The sequence below is a fragment of the Photobacterium swingsii genome (assembly GCF_024346715.1).
GTDB classification, from domain to species: domain Bacteria; phylum Pseudomonadota; class Gammaproteobacteria; order Enterobacterales; family Vibrionaceae; genus Photobacterium; species Photobacterium swingsii.
This window is the reverse complement of record NZ_AP024852.1, coordinates 3,289,162-3,312,055: the sequence shown is the minus strand read 5'-3', so window position 1 is coordinate 3,312,055 and position 22,894 is coordinate 3,289,162. Positions and strand designations below refer to the sequence as shown.

General features: G+C 47.0%; 19 protein-coding genes. 9 read left to right on the top strand and 10 right to left on the bottom strand.

What is annotated here, in order from left to right; all coding sequences use genetic code 11:
• Nucleotides 1-162 precede the first annotated feature (162 nt).
• The 4 genes from rpoD to rpsU form a co-directional block, all read right to left on the bottom strand.
• Entirely contained in the window at nt 163-2,004 is a 1,842-nt protein-coding gene (gene rpoD / locus OCU77_RS14920) for an RNA polymerase sigma factor RpoD (RefSeq protein WP_048899452.1), read from the bottom strand.
• A 91-nt stretch (nt 2,005-2,095) separates the two neighbouring features.
• Nucleotides 2,096-3,844: a DNA primase gene (dnaG, locus tag OCU77_RS14915; protein ID WP_048899453.1), complete on the bottom strand. Its 1,749-nt coding sequence runs from the start codon at nt 3,842-3,844 to the stop codon at nt 2,096-2,098.
• 151 nt (nt 3,845-3,995) lie between these two features.
• On the bottom strand, nt 3,996-4,439 hold the full coding sequence (locus OCU77_RS14910) for a GatB/YqeY domain-containing protein (RefSeq protein WP_048899454.1): 444 nt from the start codon (nt 4,437-4,439) through the stop codon (nt 3,996-3,998).
• A 27-nt stretch (nt 4,440-4,466) separates the two neighbouring features.
• The gene (gene rpsU / locus OCU77_RS14905; RefSeq protein ID WP_005301411.1) at nt 4,467-4,682 is read right to left on the bottom strand and encodes a 30S ribosomal protein S21; all 216 of its coding nucleotides are present in this window, start codon (nt 4,680-4,682) and stop codon (nt 4,467-4,469) included.
• A gap of 194 nt (nt 4,683-4,876) precedes the next feature.
• Between rpsU and tsaD the strand changes: the two genes are divergently transcribed.
• Nucleotides 4,877-5,905: a tRNA (adenosine(37)-N6)-threonylcarbamoyltransferase complex transferase subunit TsaD gene (gene tsaD, locus OCU77_RS14900; RefSeq protein WP_048899455.1), complete on the top strand. Its 1,029-nt coding sequence runs from the start codon at nt 4,877-4,879 to the stop codon at nt 5,903-5,905.
• A 73-nt stretch (nt 5,906-5,978) separates the two neighbouring features.
• Here tsaD and plsY read toward each other — a convergent pair whose 3' ends face one another.
• A complete protein-coding gene (plsY, locus tag OCU77_RS14895) occupies nt 5,979-6,620 on the bottom strand; it encodes a glycerol-3-phosphate 1-O-acyltransferase PlsY (protein ID WP_048899456.1) in 642 nt (213 codons plus the stop codon).
• Between the two features lie 259 nt (nt 6,621-6,879).
• On the opposite strand from plsY, the gene folB reads away from it, so the two are divergent.
• The 3 genes from folB to OCU77_RS14880 are packed head-to-tail and all read left to right on the top strand — an operon-like array spanning nt 6,880 to nt 8,523.
• Complete coding sequence (folB, locus tag OCU77_RS14890) at nt 6,880-7,233, top strand: dihydroneopterin aldolase (RefSeq protein WP_107303028.1); 354 nt, start codon at nt 6,880-6,882, stop codon at nt 7,231-7,233.
• Nucleotides 7,230-7,733: a 2-amino-4-hydroxy-6-hydroxymethyldihydropteridine diphosphokinase gene (gene folK / locus OCU77_RS14885; protein WP_048899457.1), complete on the top strand. Its 504-nt coding sequence runs from the start codon at nt 7,230-7,232 to the stop codon at nt 7,731-7,733. Before folB ends, folK begins: the two co-directional genes overlap by 4 nt.
• The gene (locus OCU77_RS14880) at nt 7,720-8,523 is read left to right on the top strand and encodes an undecaprenyl-diphosphate phosphatase (protein WP_048899458.1); all 804 of its coding nucleotides are present in this window, start codon (nt 7,720-7,722) and stop codon (nt 8,521-8,523) included. Before folK ends, OCU77_RS14880 begins: the two co-directional genes overlap by 14 nt.
• A 149-nt stretch (nt 8,524-8,672) precedes the next feature.
• Here the strand turns inward: OCU77_RS14880 and OCU77_RS14875 are convergent, their stop codons facing one another.
• Nucleotides 8,673-9,911, bottom strand: coding sequence for a multifunctional CCA addition/repair protein (locus tag OCU77_RS14875; protein WP_107303029.1), 1,239 nt, complete (start codon nt 9,909-9,911; stop codon nt 8,673-8,675).
• 74 nt (nt 9,912-9,985) lie between these two features.
• On the opposite strand from OCU77_RS14875, the gene OCU77_RS14870 reads away from it, so the two are divergent.
• Nucleotides 9,986-11,668, top strand: coding sequence for an ExeA family protein (locus OCU77_RS14870; RefSeq protein WP_084711811.1), 1,683 nt, complete (start codon nt 9,986-9,988; stop codon nt 11,666-11,668).
• On the top strand, nt 11,668-12,624 hold the full coding sequence (locus OCU77_RS14865; RefSeq protein WP_048899459.1) for a general secretion pathway protein GspB: 957 nt from the start codon (nt 11,668-11,670) through the stop codon (nt 12,622-12,624). The genes OCU77_RS14870 and OCU77_RS14865 overlap by 1 nt, the downstream gene beginning before the upstream one ends.
• Nucleotides 12,625-12,726: 102 nt before the next feature.
• Here the strand turns inward: OCU77_RS14865 and OCU77_RS14860 are convergent, their stop codons facing one another.
• The 3 genes from OCU77_RS14860 to OCU77_RS14850 all read right to left on the bottom strand — a co-directional run bounded on the left by OCU77_RS14860 (nt 12,727) and on the right by OCU77_RS14850 (nt 15,441).
• On the bottom strand, nt 12,727-13,344 hold the full coding sequence (locus OCU77_RS14860; RefSeq protein ID WP_048899460.1) for a TIGR04211 family SH3 domain-containing protein: 618 nt from the start codon (nt 13,342-13,344) through the stop codon (nt 12,727-12,729).
• Nucleotides 13,345-13,459: 115 nt separating this feature from the next.
• A complete protein-coding gene (locus OCU77_RS14855) occupies nt 13,460-14,728 on the bottom strand; it encodes an inorganic phosphate transporter (protein ID WP_048899461.1) in 1,269 nt (422 codons plus the stop codon).
• A 32-nt stretch (nt 14,729-14,760) separates the two neighbouring features.
• The gene (locus tag OCU77_RS14850; protein WP_048899462.1) at nt 14,761-15,441 is read right to left on the bottom strand and encodes a TIGR00153 family protein; all 681 of its coding nucleotides are present in this window, start codon (nt 15,439-15,441) and stop codon (nt 14,761-14,763) included.
• 186 nt (nt 15,442-15,627) lie between these two features.
• On the opposite strand from OCU77_RS14850, the gene OCU77_RS14845 reads away from it, so the two are divergent.
• Nucleotides 15,628-17,142: a CYTH and CHAD domain-containing protein gene (locus tag OCU77_RS14845; protein ID WP_107303030.1), complete on the top strand. Its 1,515-nt coding sequence runs from the start codon at nt 15,628-15,630 to the stop codon at nt 17,140-17,142.
• Nucleotides 17,143-17,218: 76 nt separating this feature from the next.
• On the opposite strand, the gene OCU77_RS14840 is transcribed toward OCU77_RS14845, so the two are convergent.
• Nucleotides 17,219-18,037: a potassium channel family protein gene (locus OCU77_RS14840; protein ID WP_048899463.1), complete on the bottom strand. Its 819-nt coding sequence runs from the start codon at nt 18,035-18,037 to the stop codon at nt 17,219-17,221.
• Between the two features lie 169 nt (nt 18,038-18,206).
• On the opposite strand from OCU77_RS14840, the gene OCU77_RS14835 reads away from it, so the two are divergent.
• Both OCU77_RS14835 and glnE read left to right on the top strand, forming a co-directional pair.
• Nucleotides 18,207-19,808: a methyl-accepting chemotaxis protein gene (locus tag OCU77_RS14835; RefSeq protein WP_048899464.1), complete on the top strand. Its 1,602-nt coding sequence runs from the start codon at nt 18,207-18,209 to the stop codon at nt 19,806-19,808.
• Between the two features lie 142 nt (nt 19,809-19,950).
• Nucleotides 19,951-22,833, top strand: coding sequence for a bifunctional [glutamate--ammonia ligase]-adenylyl-L-tyrosine phosphorylase/[glutamate--ammonia-ligase] adenylyltransferase (glnE, locus tag OCU77_RS14830; RefSeq protein WP_107303031.1), 2,883 nt, complete (start codon nt 19,951-19,953; stop codon nt 22,831-22,833).
• The last annotated feature ends 61 nt before the right edge of the window (nt 22,834-22,894 follow it).

The window sequence follows — 22,894 nt, the reverse complement described above, 5'->3', positions numbered from 1 at the left end:
GATGAAGGATCGCTTGTCTATAGCTTTCCTTGGCTAAATTGTGTGCTTTTTCAACAGTTAAGATAAGAGGCTGGAGGTTGTAGGTGATTGAAGGCAATAAAAAAGCGAGCTCTATAGCTCGCTTTTTTGAATAACTCTCCAATGGCGAATAAGTTTAGGTTCTTACTCGTCTAGGAAGCTACGTAAAACATCTGAACGGCTTGGGTGACGTAGTTTACGCAGTGCTTTCGCTTCGATTTGACGAATACGCTCACGCGTTACATCAAACTGCTTACCTACTTCCTCAAGCGTGTGGTCAGTGTTCATATCGATACCAAAGCGCATACGCAGTACTTTCGCTTCACGAGGTGTTAGGCCTGCTAATACTTCGTTGGTTGCGCCACGTAGGTTAGTCGCTGTTGCGGCATCCATAGGTAGCTGAAGCGTTGTATCTTCAATGAAGTCACCTAGGTGTGAATCTTCATCATCACCGATAGGCGTTTCCATTGAGATCGGCTCTTTGGCAATCTTCAGTACCTTACGGATTTTGTCTTCCGGCATTTGCATGCGTTCAGCCAATTCTTCCGGCAGCGGTTCACGACCCATTTCTTGTAGCATCTGACGTGAAATACGGTTCAGTTTGTTGATCGTTTCGATCATGTGAACCGGAATACGGATAGTACGCGCTTGGTCAGCGATTGAACGTGTGATTGCCTGACGGATCCACCACGTTGCGTAAGTTGAGAACTTGTAACCACGACGGTATTCGAACTTATCAACCGCTTTCATCAAGCCGATGTTACCTTCTTGGATCAGATCCAAGAATTGTAGACCACGGTTGGTGTATTTCTTCGCGATAGAAATAACTAGACGTAAGTTCGCTTCAACCATCTCTTTCTTAGCACGGCGTGCTTTCGCTTCACCGATAGACATACGACGGCTGATGTCTTTAATACGTTCGATTGTTAGGCCAGTTTCTTGCTCAAGTGTGTTGAGTTTAGAAACAGAACGGCGTAGATCCTCTTCGTACGTTTTTAGACGCTCAGAATAAGGTTTACCTGCATTCAGTGCTTCATCAATCCAATCAGCTGAAGACTCGTTACCTGCGAATAGGTTAACGAAAGTTTTCTTCGGCATTTTTGAGTTGTCGACACACATACGCATGATAAGACGCTCATTTGTGCGTACTTTATCCATAGATTCACGTAGTGAACTAACCAGCTTATCAAACTGTTTTGGAATCAGACGGAATTGTTTGAATACCTCAGACAATTCTTCAACGGCAGTTTCAGTTTCTGCGTGGTGACGACCGTTAGTCGTGATTGCAGTTGCCATTTTTTCGTAAGACGTGCGTAGCTCCATGAATTTTTCACGTGCTAGCTCAGGGTCGATACCTGTGTCTTCTTCTTCTTCGTCTTCTTCGTCTGAGCTATCAAGATCTTTATCTTCGTCTTCTAACTCAGTTTCACTTAGTTCTGAACCAATGTGAGTTGCAGTTGGTGCTGTAGAACCGTCATCGTTCGGGTCAACGAAACCAGAAATGATGTCAGTAAGGCGAAGCTCATCGGCTTCAACTTTGTCAAATTGCTCTAGTAGGTGAGCAATCGCAGAAGGGTATTCGGCAACAGAACACTGAACCTGGTTAATACCATCTTCAATGCGTTTGGCGATATCAATTTCACCTTCACGAGTCAGTAGCTCTACTGTACCCATTTCACGCATGTACATGCGTACTGGGTCAGTAGTACGGCCGATCTCGCTTTCTACGCTAGATAATGCTTGCGCCGCAGCTTCGATGGCGTCTTCATCTGCATTATCTTCAGTCATCATTAATTCATCGGCATCAGGGGCAGTTTCAACTACCTTAATACCCATGTCATTGATCATCTGAATAATGTCTTCAACCTGATCGGAATCTACGATATCTTCCGGTAGGTGGTCATTTACTTCGGCGTAGGTCAGATAGCCTTGCTCTTTGCCTTTAGCGACAAGTAACTTTAGCTGAGACTGCGGATTTTGCTCCATAGACGATATCCAACTTCGGGTCTGAGTGAGAATTAGAATGCAGAAATGCAAACCGTTAATTATAACAAACTTCTAAACTGTTGGCTAAATATTAGCCGGGACGATTGAGCAACAACAACTGCAATTCCCGCTTCTCTTCGACTGATAAGCCGATAGTATTCGATTTAGCCTGCAACTTTTCTATTTGCTGTCGGACGCACTGGTCAAATACTTTATCCAATGCGTCTAAAAATACATCGTGTGTGTTGTCTTCATTATCCAACAACGGCAGTTCCCATGCGGCTAATCGTGCCATCATAGGTTCATTTTTACTGCCTCGCCAGCTTTCAAGTAGCTGGCCTGTTGTTATATTGGGGCGCGCTCTGCACTTATCAACTATTGACAACAATAAATTTAGTCCCGCTACATCAATACCTTCAAATGTAGTGGTATCAAATGCGAGGGTGTTAACAAAATGCGGATTTTGCACCAGTAAGGCAATGACTTCTCGCATGGGTGTGCGTTTGATGTCTTGCTGTGGCTTTTTAGGTTTATCGACCGTACTTTGTTTTAATTCAATACGAATTTGATCGGGCGGTAGACCTAAATTATAGCCTAGCGTATTGATCAAATACTCACGCAAGGTTTCGCCAGCCACTTTTTCAATCAAAGGTGCAGCTAAGGTTTTTAGCTTAGCCTTGCCTTCTCGGGTACTGGTATCAACTTGCTGGATTAGCGAGTTAAACATAAAGTCCGAGAGCGTCATCGCATCGGTAACGTTTTGTTCAAATGCTTCTTTGCCGTATTGGCGAATATAAGAATCTGGGTCTTCACCATCAGGTAAAAACATAAACTTTAATTGGCGACCATCGGTGAGGTAGGGCAGTGCCTGTTCCATTGCACGCCATGCTGCATCTCGGCCTGCACGGTCACCATCGTAGCAACAGACAACCGTACCCGTTTGACGAAACAAGGTTTGCATGTGTTCGCCTGTGGTTGCTGTTCCTAGTGAGGCAACGGCATAATCGACCTCAAACTGCGCTAACGCCACCACATCCATATAACCTTCAACAACCAATAAGCGTTCAGGCTCGCGGTAGGCCTGCATGACTTCGTATAAGCCGTACAGTTCTCTACCTTTATGAAAGATAGGGGTTTCGGGTGAGTTGAGATATTTAGGGGTGCCATCGCCTAATACGCGTCCACCAAAGCCAATCACACGACCACGGCGATCGTGAATGGGGAACATGACACGGCCACGGAAACGGTCATAACGACGACCATTATCGTTCTCGATCAGCATGCCTGTTGTTACTAAGGCTTCTTGGGCGTGGTTATCGCGGCCAAAGCGGCTACGTACCATGTCCCATTGATCAGGGATAAAGCCAATACCGTATTTTTTGACCACATCGCCAGACAAGCCACGATCTTTTAAGTAATCGATCGCGATTTTTCCATCACCTGTGCGCAACTGTGATTGATAAAACTGGGAAATCTGTCCCATTAAATCATACAGATTGCGTTTTTCGGCGGTGCGAGGCCCAGATGGTGCGCCACCATTTTCTCGTGGTACTTCTAACCCAAGCTGAGAGGCAAGCTCTTCAATGGCATCGACAAAATCAAGGCGATCAAATTCCATGACAAAATCGAGCACATTACCGTGTACGCCACAGCCGAAGCAGTGATAAAACTGTTTCTCTTGGCTAACGGAGAAAGAGGGCGTTTTTTCGTTGTGAAAGGGGCAGCAGGCACCAAAGTTTTTGCCTTTTTTCTTAAGTTTCACTCGTGCGTCAATCACGTCGACAATGTCATGACGTGCGATGAGATCATCAATAAACGAACGAGGGATTTTTCCTGCCATACAACGCGTTAAACCTACTTCTCGGGGTTAAATACCACCAGAAAATGGTGATTGAGTGTGTGTTTTCTACTTAAAATCGACAAGGCTAGAATACAAACAAGCCGCGCATTCCCAAAAGGATAGCACGGCTTGTTGCAGAGCTGGGGTAGTTTTAACCTAGTTTAGTTTTCACTAATTGGCTAACTTTTCCCATATCGGCACGACCCTGAATTTGCGGCTTTAATACGCCCATAACTTTACCCATGTCTTGCATGCCGGCAGCACCTGTAGCAGCAATAGCGTCATCCAGCAGAGCGGCAACTTCGTCGTCGCTTAGTGGTTGAGGCATAAACTCTTCAAGTACAGCAATTTCAGCATGTTCAACATCAGCAAGGTCTTGACGGCCCGCTGCTTCATATTGAGCAACAGAGTCACGGCGCTGCTTCACCATCTTAGTAAGAACAGCAACCACGTCGTCTTCGGAAAGAGTGATCTTTTCGTCAACTTCACGTTGTTTGATTGCTGCCATTACAAGGCGGATAGCACCAAGGCGAGGTTTATTTTTCGCCTTCATTGCCGCTTTTTGTTCGTCCTTAAGACGATCAATCAGAGTCATAGCACGTTCCTTCTGATAATCGTTAGATTAGTACAGACGAACGCGACGCGCGTTTTCGCGAGCCAATTTCTTCAGGTGACGCTTAACTGCCGCTGCTTTAGCGCGCTTACGTACTGTAGTTGGCTTTTCGAAGTGCTCACGACGACGAACTTCAGAAAGGATGCCTGCTTTTTCGCAAGAGCGCTTAAAACGACGTAGTGCTACGTCGAACGGTTCGTTTTCACGTACTTTGATTACTGGCATGTAATACTCACCTCAGAGTGATTCGGTTTAACGCTGACAATCATAAAGAGTCAGCTGATTAAAAATGGTGCGAAATTCTAATCTGATCTAGGGGCATTTGTAAAGCATTCTGCAACCATGAACTGGTTAATTTTTGTCAACAGCGGTAACATGCCCTCAATTACCACCAGTTACTAACTAGTATAGAGGTTGTTATGCGTATACTGGGCATCGAAACCTCCTGTGATGAAACAGGCATTGCAATTTTCGATGATGAAAAAGGCTTACTGGCTCATGAGCTGTATAGCCAAGTGAAATTACACGCAGATTACGGCGGCGTTGTACCGGAATTGGCGTCTCGTGATCACGTTAAAAAAACCATTCCGCTGATCAAGGCAACCCTTGCCAGTGCTGGTCTGACGCCTGAAGATCTAGATGGCATCGCGTATACCGCAGGCCCGGGCCTTGTGGGGGCGTTACTTGTGGGGGCCACTATCGGTCGAAGCCTTGCTTACGCATGGGATATTCCTGCGGTAGCGGTTCACCATATGGAAGGTCACCTACTGGCGCCTATGCTAGAAGATACGCCGCCAGCATTTCCGTTTGTGGCGCTGTTGGTGTCAGGCGGTCATACCATGATGGTGGATGTGAAAGGCATTGGTGAGTATCAAATTTTAGGTGAATCAGTGGATGATGCCGCGGGTGAAGCCTTTGATAAAACCGCTAAGCTGATGGGGCTTGATTACCCAGGCGGTCCACGCTTGGCTAAATTGGCTGAGAACGGCACCCAAGGCCGCTTTAAATTCCCTCGTCCGATGACAGACCGCCCTGGTTTGGATTTTAGCTTTTCAGGTTTAAAAACCTTTACGGCGAACACAGTACGAGCGAATGACGACGATGAGCAAACGCGTGCGGATATTGCGTATGCTTTCCAAGAGGCGGTTGTTGATACGCTGGCAATCAAATGTAAGCGTGCCCTTAAGCAAACAGGCTATAAACGCTTAGTGATTGCGGGTGGTGTGAGTGCAAATAAATACCTGCGTGAACAGCTTGAGGTCTTGATGACTAACCTTAAAGGGGAAGTTTTCTACCCACGTACCGAATTTTGTACTGATAACGGTGCAATGATCGCGTATGCCGGTATGCAGCGTTTGAAGAATCAAGAGACTATGGATTTGGCGGTAAAAGCGTATCCACGTTGGCCGATTGATCAATTAAAACCGATTGGTTCTGAGACTGAATAATTTGATATTCAGTGACGACAGATACAAAAAAACGGGCGAATTGGCCCGTTTTTTATTGCTGTGATAAAGCGATTTAGTCGTCTAATACTTTGCCTTTTTGCTCGGCTTCCGCTTTATTGCCTTGACGGATCTTTTGCCAGATCTTGCTTTCGTTGCCATCAATTAAGCGCTTCACGTTATCGTGATGACGAAGGACTATTAAGCAAGACAACATAGCAACAGGCATGGTGTATTCAGGTTTAACCCACCAAGTGAAGAGTGGCGCTGCTAGTGCGGTGAAAAGTGATGCAAGTGATGAATAGCCCGTAACAAAAACGGCAAGTAGCCAGCAGCTGATCAACATACCACTAAGATCCCAGCCTATTGGTGCCAGTCCACCTAGGGCTGTCGCGACACCTTTACCACCACGGAAATGGAAGAAGATTGGATAAATATGGCCAAGACAAGCGGCGATACCTATTACACCCAGTAAGAATGGATTGACGTGGAGGAAGTAGCTGACCCAAACTGGGATCATGCCTTTCAGGATGTCGCACACCAGCACCAATGCCGCTGCTTTACGTCCACCAAGGCGATACACATTGGTCGCCCCCGGGTTGCCTGAGCCAGATTCGCGAGGATCGGGTAAACCAAAGAGTCGACAAATTAATACCGCACTAGAAATTGAACCTAATAGATAGGCTCCGATAATGATCAAAAGTATCAATGGCGTCATGGTTACATCCTGCTAGCCAACAACATGTTGATTGTCATTTCGGTTGAATGATAATGATCACTCAGTTTCATTTTTGTGACTCATTCCTGTGATATAGTTCCTCACCTCTCACGCCATTGCAAGTATTGGGCAAGTGCTTATTTTGCCTGCTATGCGCGAAGTGGAGAGTGAATGTCATTATAATTGACGATTACGACCTGATAATACGCGCTTTTGCTCAAATTAGGTATCCGACCTCTAACAAAATTAGCGATTGAACATGGACTCAGTATTTATCGAACAACTCGAAGTTATCGCCACTATTGGAGTGTATGACTGGGAGCAGGAAATTAAACAGAAATTGGTGCTGGATTTGGAGATGGCTCACGATAACCGTCCCGCAGCCAATAGTGATGATGTTGCCTATGCCCTAAATTACGCGGCAGTGAGCGAAGCGGTGACAGCCCACATTCAAAATGGTCGTTTTCTCTTAGTAGAGCGTGTAGCCGAAGAAGTGGCGACGTTACTCATGACGCAATTTGGGGTGCCTTGGTTGCGTGTTCGAGTAACAAAACCTACTGCGGTCGCAAATGCTGCAGGTGTGGGTGTTCAGATTGAGCGAGGCGAAAAGTGATACGCACCTTTATCAGCCTAGGTTCCAATATCGAGCGTGAATACCATATTCATGCCGCGATGACTGAGCTGAAAAAGTTAGGCGTACATTTTGAAGTGTCCCGTATTTTTGAAGCTGAGCCTGTTGGGTTTAGTGGGCCAAATTTTTATAATTGCGTGGTGGCGTTTGAGACGTCGTTGTCGTTGTCGGTATTGCAACAAACGTTAAAGCAGCTTGAGCTGGACTATGGTCGTGCACCTGATGCTAAAAAGAATCAGAGCCGAACGTTAGATTTAGATATTTTGCTCTATGGCGACGTGCAGCGACACGCATCACCGACCTTACCTCGCGCTGATATCTATAAATTTGCTTTTGTTCTATGGCCTATGGCTGAGATCGCCCCTGAACTGAAAATACCTGGGGACGATCGCACTGTGGCACAGCTATGGAATGAATTTGGAACTGAGCAGGCGTTGTGGCCTGTTGATGTTGTTTTTGAGGAATCTCATGAGTCACTTTGAAGCTTTTGTGTTAGCGCTTATTCAGGGCCTAACCGAGTTTTTGCCGATTTCGAGCTCGGCACATTTAATTTTACCTTCTCAAGTTTTAGGCTGGGATGACCAAGGCTTAGCCTTTGATGTTGCGGTGCACGTTGGTACTTTGGCTGCTGTTGTCTTGTACTTCCGTAAAGAAGTGGTTGCCTTGTTATCAGCTTGGGTGGCATCGATCTTTAAGCGCCAACATAGCGCAGAATCAAAGCTGGCATGGATGATCGCATTGGCGACGATCCCTGCCTGTATCTTTGGTTTGCTGATGAAAGATTTTATTGAGTTGTACCTGCGATCGGCGTGGGTAATTGCGTGTACCACCATTATTTTTGGTTTGTTGCTGTGGTGGGTAGACAAGCGTGCAACTCAGCAAGTTAATGAGTATCAAACCGGTTGGAAACAAGCCTTGTTCATTGGCTTAGCACAGGCGGCGGCTATTATTCCGGGGACCTCGCGCTCTGGTGCGACCATGACAGCGGCCTTGCATTTAGGCTTTACGCGTGAAGCGGCAGCCCGTTTCTCGTTCCTGATGTCGATTCCGATCATTCTTCTGGCGGGGAGCTATTTGACCTTGAAGCTAGTGACCAGTGGTACACCTATTGACGTGAGCGGTTTAGGTATTGGTTTGGCGGTATCGTTTGTGAGTGCATACGCTTGTATTCACGTGTTCCTGAAGCTAGTCACACGCTTGGGTATGTTGCCGTTCGTGATTTACCGTCTATTGCTAGGTGTTGGTTTGTTTGCGTTCTTGCTGATGCAGTAACGCATAGCGTAATTGGTTTAAGCCAGTATAGAAACGCGAAAAAGGCTCAACCTGCGAAGGTTTGAGCCTTTTTTATTATAGGTAATCAGAGATGTAAGAAGTATTGAAGCTCCAGTTCCAAAGCTTAAGCATCAAGACTACGATAATTGTTAGCTTGCGGCTTGGCGGTATTGGGTTAGTACAGCGGCAACGGCTTGGCTGCGCTGAATCGCTAACTGTTCTTTGATGTCTTTACCTTTGAATCCAGCCTCCACAATTGGCTTGACTGCTACAGCAACAGCAGCCTTAAAGCATTGCAGTAACAAGTCTGCTTGCGGATAGGCATCGTTTTCAAAGCCAGTACGACCACGAATGTCAGCACGACAACAAAGCCCAAGCTGTTCAACACGTTCCGGTTTTCGCCATGCATCCATCTGATCGAAAATTTTGATGAAGGTCTCTGGGCGCATTTCTGCCGCTCGGTGGATCTTGGTATGTTGCGCACATACCATTAGCGCGGTATCACGGTAATCGTTCGGTACACGTAAGCGTTGACACAGTTGTTTGATGGCTTTGAGGCCTGTGTGACAATGCATTTTGTGGCTTGGCCACTCACTTTCAGGTGTCAACGCTTTGCCTAAGTCGTGGACTTGGGCACAAAATCGAATAATAGGGCTATCACTGAGCAAAGCGGCCTGCTTTGCAACGAGCAGGGTGTGAATGCCGCAGTCAATTTCAGGGTGCCACTGTTCTGGTTGAGGTACACCAAAGAGGGCATCAATTTCAGGCATGATAGCGTGTAATGCACCGCACTGGCGCAGTACTGTTAAAAACACTTCTGGATTGGCGTAGCCGAGTGATTTTTCCCACTCTTTCCAGACGCGCTCTGGTGTTAATGCACTGAGCTCCCCCTTGATAACCATTTCTTGCATCAAAGCCATTGTTTCAGGAGCAACATGAAAACCGAGGTGTGAAAAGCGGGCAGCAAAACGAGCCACACGTAATACGCGTAGGGGGTCTTCAACAAAGGCCGGCGAGACATGACGTAGCCATTTGTTTTCAATATCGGCTTGGCCGTTGTACGGGTCGATTAGGCTGCCATCATTGGCTTGCGCTATGGCATTGATCGTCAAATCACGGCGCATCAAGTCTTGTTCTAGCGTGACATCAGGCGCGGCATGGCAAACGAAACCTGTGTAGCCCATGCCTGATTTACGTTCAGTACGTGCTAACGCATATTCTTGTTTGCTTTTTGGGTGCAAAAAAACAGGGAAATCACTGCCGACTTGGCTATAGCCCTGGGCAATCATTTGTTCTGGGGTTGCCCCAACTACGACCCAGTCTTTGTCTTTGACGGCGAGACCGAGAAGTGCGTCACGTACCGCACCTCCAACAAGATATGTCTGCAAATCTAGCTCCTATCATGTAACTATGCGTTTTATCGTTATAGAATCATTTTTCCATCGGTATCAGAGTATAAAGCATGTATAAGGATTTTTTCGGTATAACTGAGGCACCTTTCTCAATTGTGCCTAGCGCTCGATTCCTCTATTTGAGTGATCGGCACCGAGAAGCGCTTACACACTTGCTCAATGGGTTAACTGACGGCGGTGGGTTTGGTTTATTAACCGGTGAAGTTGGAACGGGTAAAACCACCGTTTTACGCGCCTTGATTGCTCGTCTAACGCAAGATACACAAGTGGCGGTGATTTTAAATCCGGCCTTGTCGGCGCAAGAGTTATTGGCGTCTATTTGTGATGAACTTGGGCTAACCTACCCTGAAACTGCCAGCTATAAAAAGCTGATGGATACCATCTATCAACACTTATTGAGTAACCACAGTGACGGTCGTCAAACACTGCTATTGATTGACGAAGCGCAACACCTGATGCCTGATGTGCTCGAACAGCTGCGTTTATTGACTAACCTTGAAACAGAAAGCCGTAAGCTGTTAAAAGTTGTCCTGATTGGCCAGCCAGAATTACAGCAACTGCTGCAGCAAGAACGTCTGCGTCAACTAGCCCAACGGATCACTTCACGTTATCACCTTTTGGCCTTAACTGGGCAAGAAGTGAGTGAGTACGTGCATTATCGCTTACGTGCGGTGAATTGTTTATTTGCAGTCTTTGATGATCACGCCACAGCCGTTATTGCGAAGCGAACCCAAGGGATCCCACGCTTGATTAACCTAGTGTGTGATAAAGCGATGCAATTGGCCTATCAGCAAAGCACGCATCAGGTCTCTAAAGCTTTGATGAGTCAGGCTTGTGATGAAGTATTGAGTTGGCATCAGCCGAGTAATCCTGCTCTGGGAGCGACGGGGCGAGAATCGATGGCCTATGTGCCAAGCTCGGTGATGCAGCATTTAACCGCCTTAACCTTGGGTATCGCAGTGGCACTTGGTGGCTATTGGTTTGCTCAGCAGCAAGCGTGGTTGAGTAGTGAAAAGGTCGCATTGGATTCGTTGGTGGAACCTGTCTCGCGCACTGCGCAACCTCCATCAGAGGTGGAGCCTCAAGTAAGGCCTAATATTCAATCAGAAGCGGTATTGTTAGCACAAGCGATTGCGCAAAGTCGTAGTGATCGTGATGCCATGCAGACGTTATATCGACTATGGGGATACGAGACTTCATTGAGCCAAGCAAATTGTTCGACCAGTCAGCGTTTGTACTTGTCTTGCTACACAGATAGCTCAGCAGATAGTGGCGCTACCATTAGTGGATTAGCGCTGATTAATCGCCCTGCATTAATGAAGATGCACAGCGAGGAGTACGGTGATTATTTCGCAGTGCTCTATCGTTATTCTCGTGAGCAGGTTGAACTATTGGTTGGTGGGCAGCGTTTAGCGGTGAGTCATGCTTGGTTTGAGCGCCATTGGCTGGGTGATTACACCTTACTGTGGCGTCCACCGCTTGGCGATAAAACCAGTATTCGATTTGGTCAGCGTGGTGAACGCGTGGAATGGCTTAATCAACAACTTAGCACCTTACTGGGTGAACCGATGACATCGCATAATCGCTTTGATCAAAGTGTGCTTGATAAATTACGCCGTTTTCAGCAGTCGCAGAACTTATCTGCTGATGGTATCGCAGGGCCAAAAACATTGATGGTACTTGATGCCGCTTTGGATTTACCTGGGCCGACACTACAGCCGAGGGAAAGCTAATGTCGAAACTATTTAGCGCCATTGCGCAATCAGAACAAAATTACCAAACACAATCCACGTTGACCATGCCAACCTATGCGCAACAGCAAGCTACGCCTGTGTCTCGTCGTGGTTGGAGCAGCATTGTTCTGTTTACCTTGCCCGTGGTTGCCGTTGTTGGTTATACGCTGCTACAGCCTTATATAAGCACTGTTGGGCAGCAAAGCGCAGAGCTCCATACTACGGAGGCTCGCACGACAACATTGGCGCGTATTGATAATGCTCAGCAGGAACTCGACGGTCAGGAAGAGACGGCGATGGCTGAGCGTGTCTATGCACAGCATGATGTCTTATCAGAGGTAAGCTTTTTGCCATACCCCGAGTTGATCACCGAAGCTTTGCCTGAGGCGAATTGGGATCAATCGCGAGCTCTGGTGACCAATAATACAGTCGACACATATGGTGGTTCAGAGGTAAAGGTAACACCGAATGCGCCTAAGGTGATCTCGGCGAAGCCGTCGAGCAGACAAGATGATAGCTGGAATTTAGATAAGCTCGATTTATCGGGCTTATCTCCTGAGCTGGCCAGCCAATTGCAATCAGCCATAGCCGCAACAGACAGTACAGAAGGTAGTGCTGATTTTGCTGCCCAGAGCCAGCAGGCGGTGACACAAAATGGCGCAGCGCCTAACGCGTCGAATACTACGGCCAGCACTTCAACTACGCGAGCAGCTAATGCTGTTATGGCGATTGGAGACTTGCCCGCAGCGGTACAGCAACGCTTGCCGACCATGAATTTACAAGCGCACATCTATTCATCCAATGCGCAAAGCCGTTGGGTCAAAGTGAATGGTCGAGAAATCTTTGAAGGTGATGCCATTGCGCCAGGGGTGACTCTGCGTAGCATTGAACCGCGTCAGATTGTGTTTGACTTTGAAAACTACCGTATCGCCATGCCAGCGTTATCAGAGTGGTAACCGTGTCAGAGTGAAAGAACAGATAAACAAAAGGGTAGCCGAGAGGCTACCCTTTTTTTATTCGTGACTATCCGCTTATTTGGTACGGGTAGCTCATCAATATTATGCCCAGCCGTTGTTGCTCTTACGACGACGTGGGATCAAATGCGGCAGTATCAAGCCAAGCAACAGGCCAACACCAGCGACCATACCGCCGTAAGTAAACCAGCGCATTAGCAGGTCATCTTTTTGGGTATCGATTTTAGCACGCAGCTCTCGGATTTCAGCTTGAGAGGTCGTTAACTGATCGTTTAGGTTGGTATTTTGTGCTTCAAGCTCAGTGATTTGATTGTTACGCAATTTCAGTGAGTTTTTTAAACCAGCATTTTGCTCGTCACTTGATTTCACTGCTTCAGCTAGAGCGGCTTTCACTTTTGTTAGCTCTTTCTCTAGGGCTGGAACTCGGTCTTTCAAGCCAACTTGGCGTGAAATGAATTTGCTGTTAACCCAGCCAGTACGGCCACGGTTATCGGTAATACGGCTGTAACCTGTCTCTTTGTTGGTTTCTAGTAACGAAACCTTAGTACCTGCATTCACACTACCGATAATACGGAATTGTGTGCTTGGGCCTTTGTGCATGTAAGTAAACAAGTCGTCAGAGATATAACGTACTTGTTCTGCATGCGCAGGTGCAGTCAGCACAGCGCAAGCGAGTAATAATAAGCTGATTAGTTGCTTCACGATTTGATCCTTGAGGAGCCTGAACACGATATGGGGTCAGATACTAAAAATTTTACGCGCAAGGTGCAAGAAAAGAGGGAGGCAAAGCCTCCCTCTTTTGAACCTGTGCCACTAATTAACCGAAGATGGCTTGCATTCCGTAGAAGAAAATGACTGCAAGCAATGCCCCTGCTGGGAGTGTAATAACCCAAGATGCAACGATGTTACGTACTACACCTAGGTTAAGTGCCGCGATACCGCGCGCAAAGCCAACACCCAGTACCGCACCAACAAGTGTTTGTGTGGTCGAGATTGGAAGGCCAGTACCAGAAGCCAGTACAACGGTTGAAGCAGTTGCTAGCTGAGCAGCGAAGCCACGGCTTGGTGTTAGTTCAGTAATACCTGTACCAACAGTCGCCATTACTTTGTGGCCCATGGTCGCAAGGCCGACAACGATACCAATACCGCCAAGTGGAAGGATCCACCATGCAATTTGGCTTTTCGCAGTAATTTCGCCCATGTGCTCCACGGTGGAAACAACAGCAGACAGTGGACCAATCGCATTAGCTACGTCGTTTGAGCCGTGTGCAAACGCCATCGCACAAGCGGTTACAACCATTAGTAGGCTGAATACACGTTCAACGCCGGCATAGCCATTGCTGTCAACTGAACTACCATCGTCGGTATATTTACGGCCAATGTAAACATAGCCGAAAAACATAACGACAGCTGAAACGGCAATAGAAGCCATCCATGCTTCACCTGATGAAAGGTGAAGGCCAACGTGTTTAAGACCTTTTTTGATGGTTACCAATGCAATAACAAGTGCAGTGATAAACATGTAAACAGGTACAAAACGTTTAGCGTTTACAAGTGGGTTATCGGTATCAAAGATTAAACGCTGTGCACTAATGAAAATCATGTAAGCGAATAAGCCAGAGATCAGTGGTGTGATCAACCAACTACCAACAATACCTTGAACAGAGCTCCAGTCGACAGCTTCAGTACCCACAGACACACACGCAAAACCGATGATTGCACCGATAATAGAGTGAGTCGTAGATACCGGCCAACCCATGTAAGATGCAAGTAGCAGCCATGTACCAGCAGCAAGTAGCGCTGACATCATGCCGTATACCAGCACTTCAGGTTGTTGAGCATAGAGAGAAGTCTCGATAACCCCTTTACGAATCGTATCGGTAACTTCACCGCCAGCCAAATATGCACCAGCAAACTCGAAGATCATTGCAATAATGATCGCTTGTTTAACAGTAAGTGCTTTTGAACCAACTGATGTACCCATTGCATTGGCTACATCATTTGCACCAATACCGATCGCCATCATAAAACCAAAGATAGCCGCCACCAAAATAAGAATGGTGCCGTAATTAGCCAGGATTTCCATTGTAAAACCTTGTTTTTGTTAATTCTCTTCGCTTATGAACGCGATAGCATGATTTCTAGTCGCGAGCCGACACGTTGTGCCTGATCAGCGATGCCGCCAACCCACTCGAGAATTTTATACAGGAACATGACATCCACCGGACTGTATTGGTCTTCGATGGACATTAGTTGTTGTCGTAATTTTATCTGCATGCTGTCGGTGTCATCTTCAATAACATCAAGCTGATTAATCATTTCCGCAACTAAAGTCACTTCTCTGCCTTTGAAACCTGTTTCAAGCAGTTCGTCCAGTTCGTTGATCACACGACGTGCTTGTTCGGCAGCGTCAAGACAACGTTGAACGTACGCGAGAAAATCAGGGTACATTGTAGAAGGAACTTGTAACTCACGACCTAAGACACGACCAGCGATATCTTTGGATAAGTTAGCAAGCTTATCTTGTTGGGTTAGAAGACCTAACATGTCAGTACGATCTACTGGCATGAAAAGCCCACGAGGAAGCTTAAGGCGGATTTCACGCTTTAGCACATCCGCATCTTTTTCAAGCTGCGAGATTTGCTCACGTATCATCGATGCCTTTTTCCAGTCTCCTGCATTACATGCTTCGAAGAATGGAACAAGCAGTTCGCAACATTCATTTACACGAGTAACGTGACGTTGCAGTGGTTTGATTGGGGATTTAGCAAAGAGCCCCATAATTGTATTTACTGGCATAGCCGATCAACCTAAAGAGTGCCTACGATATGGCTAAATCTTGAGCGATGGTCACAGAGGCGCGAATGGTAACGTATAAGTTTCTGCAGGGGAACCCATTTTGATCAAGGTTTTGTTGATATTTCTCACTTGCCCCCGAGCGTATAAGGAAATATCCTTGGTTTGCCACTGTTTATAGGTACCCATATGGAAACCGAGATAGAACTGAAGTTTTTCGTCTCACCAGAATTTTCGAGTCAATTGTTGAGCAAAATATCACAAGCGAAAATTCTGCAACAAAGTAGTCGAATGTTAGGGAACATTTACTTCGACACCCCAGACCAAATTCTTCGCCAGCACGATATTGGCCTTCGGGTCCGTCGTTTTGATGATGTGTTTGTCCAGACATTGAAGACAGCAGGACGTGTAGTTGCAGGTTTGCATCAGCGCCCAGAATACAATGCTGAAACCAATGGTACTGATCCTGACCTTAGCCTGCATCCTGCTGATGCATGGCCTGAGTCTTTCGTGGTTGCTGATGTTCAGCAACAGCTTATGCCGCTCTTTTCGACTGATTTTGAACGTCAGCAATGGCTAATTGCGATGCCTGACGGCAGTCAAATTGAGCTAGCTTTCGATCAAGGTGATGTGAGCACGAATGGCTTAACCGATCCTATTTGCGAAGTTGAACTTGAGCTTAAATCAGGCCAGACCGATGCTCTGTTTACGCTTGCGCGTGAACTTTGTACCGACGGCGGTATGCGCCTTGGTAGTTTGAGTAAAGCCGCAAGAGGTTATCGCTTAGCATCAGGTTATCAAGGTGATGCGATCACCACGCTGGACTTCATGCCATTGCGTGCTGATGAATCGGTTGAAACCGTATTTGTACGTACCTTAGAGCATGCATTGGATCATTGGCATCGCCATGAGCAAATCTATGCGGAACGCCAAGATGCCAATGCATTAATCCAAATTAAGCAGGCGCTAGGCTTAATTCGTCAGGTCTTTGTTTTGTTTGGTGGCATGATCCCACGCCGTGCCAGTGCGTTACTGCGCCAAGAACTGCAATGGCTTGAAGGTGAACTGGATTGGCTAGAAGAAGCGGCAAGCATTGAACAGTTGTTGGCAGACAAAGCGTACATGCTGCGTAAGCTGAATGCGCAGAAAGTGCTAGTGAAGCAACTGCATGAGCGTCAAGAGGCCTTGCCTGATGAAGAGGCGATGCTGGCATTAATGCAATCGTCGCGTTACTGCAACCTATTACTCGATTTAAGTCGTTGGATTTTAAGCCGAGGTTGGCAGCCATTCCTTGATGATAAAGGCCGTACTAAGCTTGCAGGTAGCGTAAAACCTTATGCGGATGCAACGTTAGCACGCTCTTGGCAAGAGCTGCAGGATGTCTTTCCTGCGGAGCGCCAACTTGATCGGGTGGAATATTGTGATCAGCAGCCACGCTTGATTCGCAATTTGATGAGCGGGTTATGCTTTGCCAATTTATACGATGAAGACAAGCGTGCGGGCTTTAGAATGCCTTGGCTTGACCTGTTACGTGGCATTGAAGACTTGCGCCAGTTAGAGCCTATCCGCACATTGTTAGCAGACCATCAAGAAGATGACTTAGTGCAAATGGAAAAATGGCTCGAACGACGTGAAGAGTCGCTATTACATGCCATGAATCAAACGCGCCATATTGGGATTGAGCTATCGCCGTACTGGCCGTAGCGCTACACCATTTAATATTGATAAAAATGCCGCCAGTATCGTCATACTGGCGGCGTTTTTGTTTATGTGGTTAGTGCTATTTAGGGGGTGGTGGTGTGGCGTTGAGCGTCGCTTTTGGGTCTTTTACTCGCTCAGCGACAATGCGCTCTTCTAGATGATCTAAACGTTGCAGTAACTCTTGTTGTATCGCTAACATTTGTTGCCACTCTTGTTGGTGCAGGCGTTCTTGCTCTTTTTCATGCTTAAGCTTGCCTGGGTCGGAAATCATTGAACTGACTAGGCCAGCCACCATACCAAATAACCCCACACCACAAACGATAATAGCCGCGGCCAATATTTTTCCCAGTGTCGTCACAGGGTAGTGATCGCCATAGCCGACGGTAGAGATCGTGACAAATACCCACCATAGCGCATCGCTCGCATCATGAATGTTGGATTCGGGGATATCACCTTCGATCATTAGCATCAGCGCAGACCCTACGGTCACGAGTAATGTGAGGAGTAAGAAGATAGAAGCAACGGTCGCTTCACGGCGGTTACTGCGGATGTAATGAAGGATCTGGTTGCTTGAACGGATCAGTCGCATTACCCGAAAAACTTGAATAACCCGAGCAAAGCGGACTTGTTCAATAATGGGTAAGCTGGCAACAAAGTCGATCCAGTGTACTTTTAAATATGCCCATTTGTGCTTGCTTCTGAATAAATCAGTAAGTAGCTGGAACCAAAAAAACAGGCAAATAAAGGTATCAATACCAAAGAGCAGTGTATAAACATCATCGGCTTTTGGGATGAAGATGAGGCTAGTCACTATGGCTAAGGAGATAATCGATAATACCAGTGACATCAAACTCATAGGGTTGAGTTCGTGTTTGATGACATCGACTTTTTTAGACATTCAATTTTCCCTATTAGCTGCCGACATATAGTATGGTCGTAATGAATCTAGCTTGTGAAAGTATAATCACGGCACTTGAGTGAATACCCAGCGCAATTTCTTTGTGCGATCAATATTATAACGCATCAATAGTCGGGTTTCGCGAGCTTATTAAATATGGAGATTAAGAATGGCAACGTTGGTTTTCAAGCCATGGGAAAAAGGGATCACTGACATCCGTTTAGTCCCTAAGTTAGTGTTACTCATGGTATTCAGTACCGTCTTATTGATTGGTAAGCAGTTGTGGGATGCGAATACGTTTTACCAAAGTGTTGTTAAGATTCAGCAAGATCGTTCCAAAGAAGTCGCCAATGCCAATGTGGCTTTGCTGACATCCTTGTTAGCACAGGCCGACAATGGCAAAAAATTAGCCGAAACCGCCATCATGGCACAAGAAAATAGCTTCGGTGAGGGTGCGTATCTCTACTTGGTTGAGCGTGATACTGGGGCTGTTTTTGGTCATCCTACCGCACGTTCAATTAATCAACTTGCGAGCCAAATGGAGCAAGGCGGTTCGTTGTCGGGTTACTTATCTCAGCTGCAAGGTGCTGGGGATATTGTATTGGGCCAAGGTGAGCGATTCGAACATGCGGTAACTATGCCTAATTTGGATTGGGTGTTGGTTGCATCGCAGCCCTCATCTGAAGCCGATCGTTACTATAGCGATTACTTGATCCAAGTTGCGTGGCAAACGGGTCTGATGATCGTGTCCTTTATGGTCATCTTATTAGGTGGCTCTAGCATCATGCTTCGCCAAATTAATTACCTTGCAGACAGCATTAAGCGCTTGGCTCAGCGTGATTTATCACAGCCTATCATTATGGAATGTAAAGATGAGTATGGTGATTTAGCGCGAGAACTAGAGCAAACCCGTGTGCAACTGCGTGATGTGATCTGTAATCAACGTGAAGCCTCTACCGAGCTATCGGGGTTAGCGGAGGTGATGTCGATCAGCATGGTTGAAACCAAAGAGTCGGCGCAAGAAGAATTTGCGGAAATTGATCAACTGGCATCAGCCATGAGCGAAATGACCTCAACGGTGCAAACCGTGGCCGATAATGCGCGTCAAGCCTCGAATGCAACGGAAGGAACGTCAGAGCAAGCTGAACAAGGTCAACGTTTTGTGGCTGAAACTATCGGGACGATCAATCAGCTTTCTCAAGACATCAGCCAATCAGCGGGTGCGGTGAATCAGGTTGAAAATCGTGTTGAGCAAATCAGTAGCGTAATTGTGACGATCCAAGGTATTTCAGAGCAAACTAACTTGTTGGCCCTGAATGCCGCCATCGAAGCTGCCCGTGCGGGTGATGCAGGCCGTGGCTTTGCGGTGGTGGCCGATGAAGTGCGTAACCTTGCTCAGCGTACTCAAACTGCAACGGTCGAAATTCAAGATATGATCACGCAGTTGCAAAACAGTGCGCAAGAAGCTGTGTCATTGATGGAGCAAAGTGTGGTGGAAGCCGCCGAAGGTGTTGAGTTGGTCACAAATGCGGGGGGCGAGTTGGATAAAATCGTTGAGCAAGTGACGAACATTAACGATATGAATTTCCACATTGCTTCAGCCGCAGAGCAGCAAAGTTCGGTCGCGGAAGAGATGAGTCAGAACTTGAGTAACGTCCGTGAGCTCGTAGAAGCCTCTGTGATGGTGGTGACTGAATTGTCAGAAACCTCTGATGTGATGCAAGAGCAAGCCTCTGACTTAGAGAAAAAAATTCAGGCTTTCCATGTTTAGCCGAGTGGCTGGTGACAGATAAATTGATAGCTTTAGCGCCCGCGATTGCGGGCGTTTTGTTATCTTATCCCCAGCGGGGAGCTGTGGTATTTTAGAACGGTAGTGCTTGAGCATTTATCAAGGAACAGATTGAGGACGAGTAATGAATCACAACGAGCGTTTGCAAGCAGCAGCATCCAAAGCGTGGGAAAAGCTGCAAGCGGCCCACCCTGATGCATTGGCACAGTGGCCTGATTCACGTAAAGCAGAATTGATGCAAGCGCTTGGGTTTAGCGACTTTATTTGTGCCTCCATGGTGCGTGATGTGCAGCTATTACCTTGGCTGGCGTTGCATCTGGATGATACATCACGCTGTGATGATTACCGTGACCAACTAGCCGAGTGCTTGAGCCATGTTCGTGATGAAGCGGGGTTGATGCGTGAGCTCCGTGCTTTTCGTCGTCGTGAGATGGTATGGATTGCATGGCGTGATTTTATGGGGCGTTCGACGCTGCCCGATAGCTTGAATCACCTGTCGATGTTAGCTGAAGCCTTGATTATGCAGGCTTATCATTGGCTATATCAACAATGTTGTAGTGAATGGGGCACACCTACTAATGCTGACGGTGAAGCGCAACCTATGCTGATTTTAGGCATGGGCAAGCTCGGCGGCGGAGAGCTGAATTTTTCCTCTGATATTGACCTGATTTTTACTTACCCAGAAAACGGTGAAACCCAAGGCGGACGCCGTAGCATTGCCAATGCCCAATTTTTTACTCGTTTAGGTCAGCGCTTAATTAAAGCCTTAGACCAACAAACCTTTGATGGTTTTTGCTATCGAGTGGATATGCGCTTACGTCCTTTTGGTGACAGCGGTCCACTGGTGATGAGCTATTCGGCATTGGAAGACTACTACCAAGAACAAGGGCGAGATTGGGAACGCTACGCGATGATCAAAGCCCGCGTGATGGGGCGTGAAAGTTTTAGCCAATATCAAGAATTGCGTCAAATGCTACGTCCGTTTGTGTTCCGCCGTTATATCGATTTTAGCGCCATTCAAGCTTTGCGCCGTATGAAGTCGATGATCAGCAGCGAAGTACGTCGTCGTGGGCTTAGTAATAACATTAAGTTGGGCGCGGGCGGCATTCGTGAAGTCGAGTTTATCGCACAATCTTTCCAGTTAATTCGTGGTGGCCGTGAACCAAGCCTACGTGGCCGCGGCTTGATTGAAACGCTCGAGGCTATTAAACATCAGGGCTTCTTACCACCAGAGCAAGTCGATGATCTTGAACGTGGTTATTGCTTCTTACGTAAACTTGAAAACTTACTGCAAGCCATCGATGACAAACAAACCCAAACCTTGCCTGACAAACCGCTGGATCAAGTGCGCCTTGCGATTGCGATGGGGTTTGATGATTGGCAGCAACTGTTAACCACGACTGAACAGCATATGGCCGATGTTCATCTGGTATTTGATGCTATTGTGGGTAGCGATGAAGATGAAAATGACAGCGCTTGTATTGCAGGTCCGCAATATCAAGAACTGTGGGCAATGAGTAAAGATGAAGAAGTCTTGCTCTCGATTTTTGCCGAGCTGGATGTGCATGAACCAGCCCAGCAAACCAGTACTTTACTGGGGATGAAAGCTGAATTAGCGAAACGTACCTTAGGGCCTCGTGGACGCGAAGTATTAGCGACCCTGATGCCGTGTGTATTGAGTCGCATAGTCACTCGTCCTGATGCTGCGCAAGTGTTAGGACGAGTGACCAAGTTGATTGTTCGTATTGCTACCCGCACCACGTATTTGGAGTTGCTCGGTGAACACCCCGCGGCACTCGACCAATTAGTCCGCTTATGTGCGGCGAGCCCTATGGTGGCCGAGCAGCTGGCGCAATACCCAATTTTGCTGGATGAGTTGCTTGACCCGCAGCACTTGTATAACCCAACCCCGCTGCACCAGTACCGTGAAGAATTGCGTGAGTATCTGGCTCGTATCCCTGAAGAGGATATGGAGCAGCAGATGGAAGCTATTCGTCAGTTTAAGCAAGCACAACTGTTACGGATTGCCGCGGCCGATATTGCGGGTGCATTGCCATTGATGAAAGTGAGTGATCACTTAACCTATTTAGCCGAAGCGATAGTGGAAGCCGTGGTGAATCAGGCTTGGCTGCAAATGGTCGAGAAATATGGTGCACCAAGCCATCTTGAAGGGCGTGATGGTAAAGGCTTTGGTGTCATTGGTTATGGCAAAGTAGGGGGCTGGGAAATTGGCTATGGATCAGATTTGGATTTGGTGTTCCTGCATGACTGCCCAGCCAATGTGTATACCACAGGCAAGAAAGAAATCGACGGTCGCCAATTCTATTTACGCTTAGCACAGCGGATTGTGCATTTGTTCTCGACCCGAACTGCGTCGGGGGTCTTATACGAAGTCGATGTGCGCTTGCGTCCATCGGGCGCATCCGGTTTGTTGGTAAGTACCTTGGAGGCCTTTGATGAATATCAACAGCAAGAAGCATGGACTTGGGAGCACCAAGCCTTAGTGAGAGCGCGTTTAATTTATGGTGATGCGCAATTGCAACAAGGTTTTAGTCAAGTACGTCAGCAGACCTTGATGCAAGAACGCGAGGAAACGGCATTACGTCAACAGGTGATTGAGATGCGTCATAAGATGCGTGAGCACCTTGGCAGTAAAAAAGCCGGCTTGTTTGATTTGAAGCAAGATGAAGGGGGCATTACTGACATTGAATTTATTGCCCAATACTTGGTCTTACAACATGCTTCTGAGAACCCAGCGTTAGCGTATTGGTCTGACAATGTACGCATTTTTGATACGATGGCGGAATATGATCAAATGTCGCCAGAACAAGTTACGACCATTAAGTCGGCGTACTGTGCCATGCGTGATGCGATTCATCGCTTAAACTTATTGGGGCAATCTGCTTACGTTGATGAGCAGCAATTCAGTGCCGAGCGGGCGATAGTTCGCCAAGTTTGGCAACAATATTTGGCTAAACACGATGAATCAGATACGTTAGCCGAATAATTTAATGATCAGCAAGCGCTGGCTGAGTGTTTGCTGTTTTTGCTTTGTGATACTATTTCGC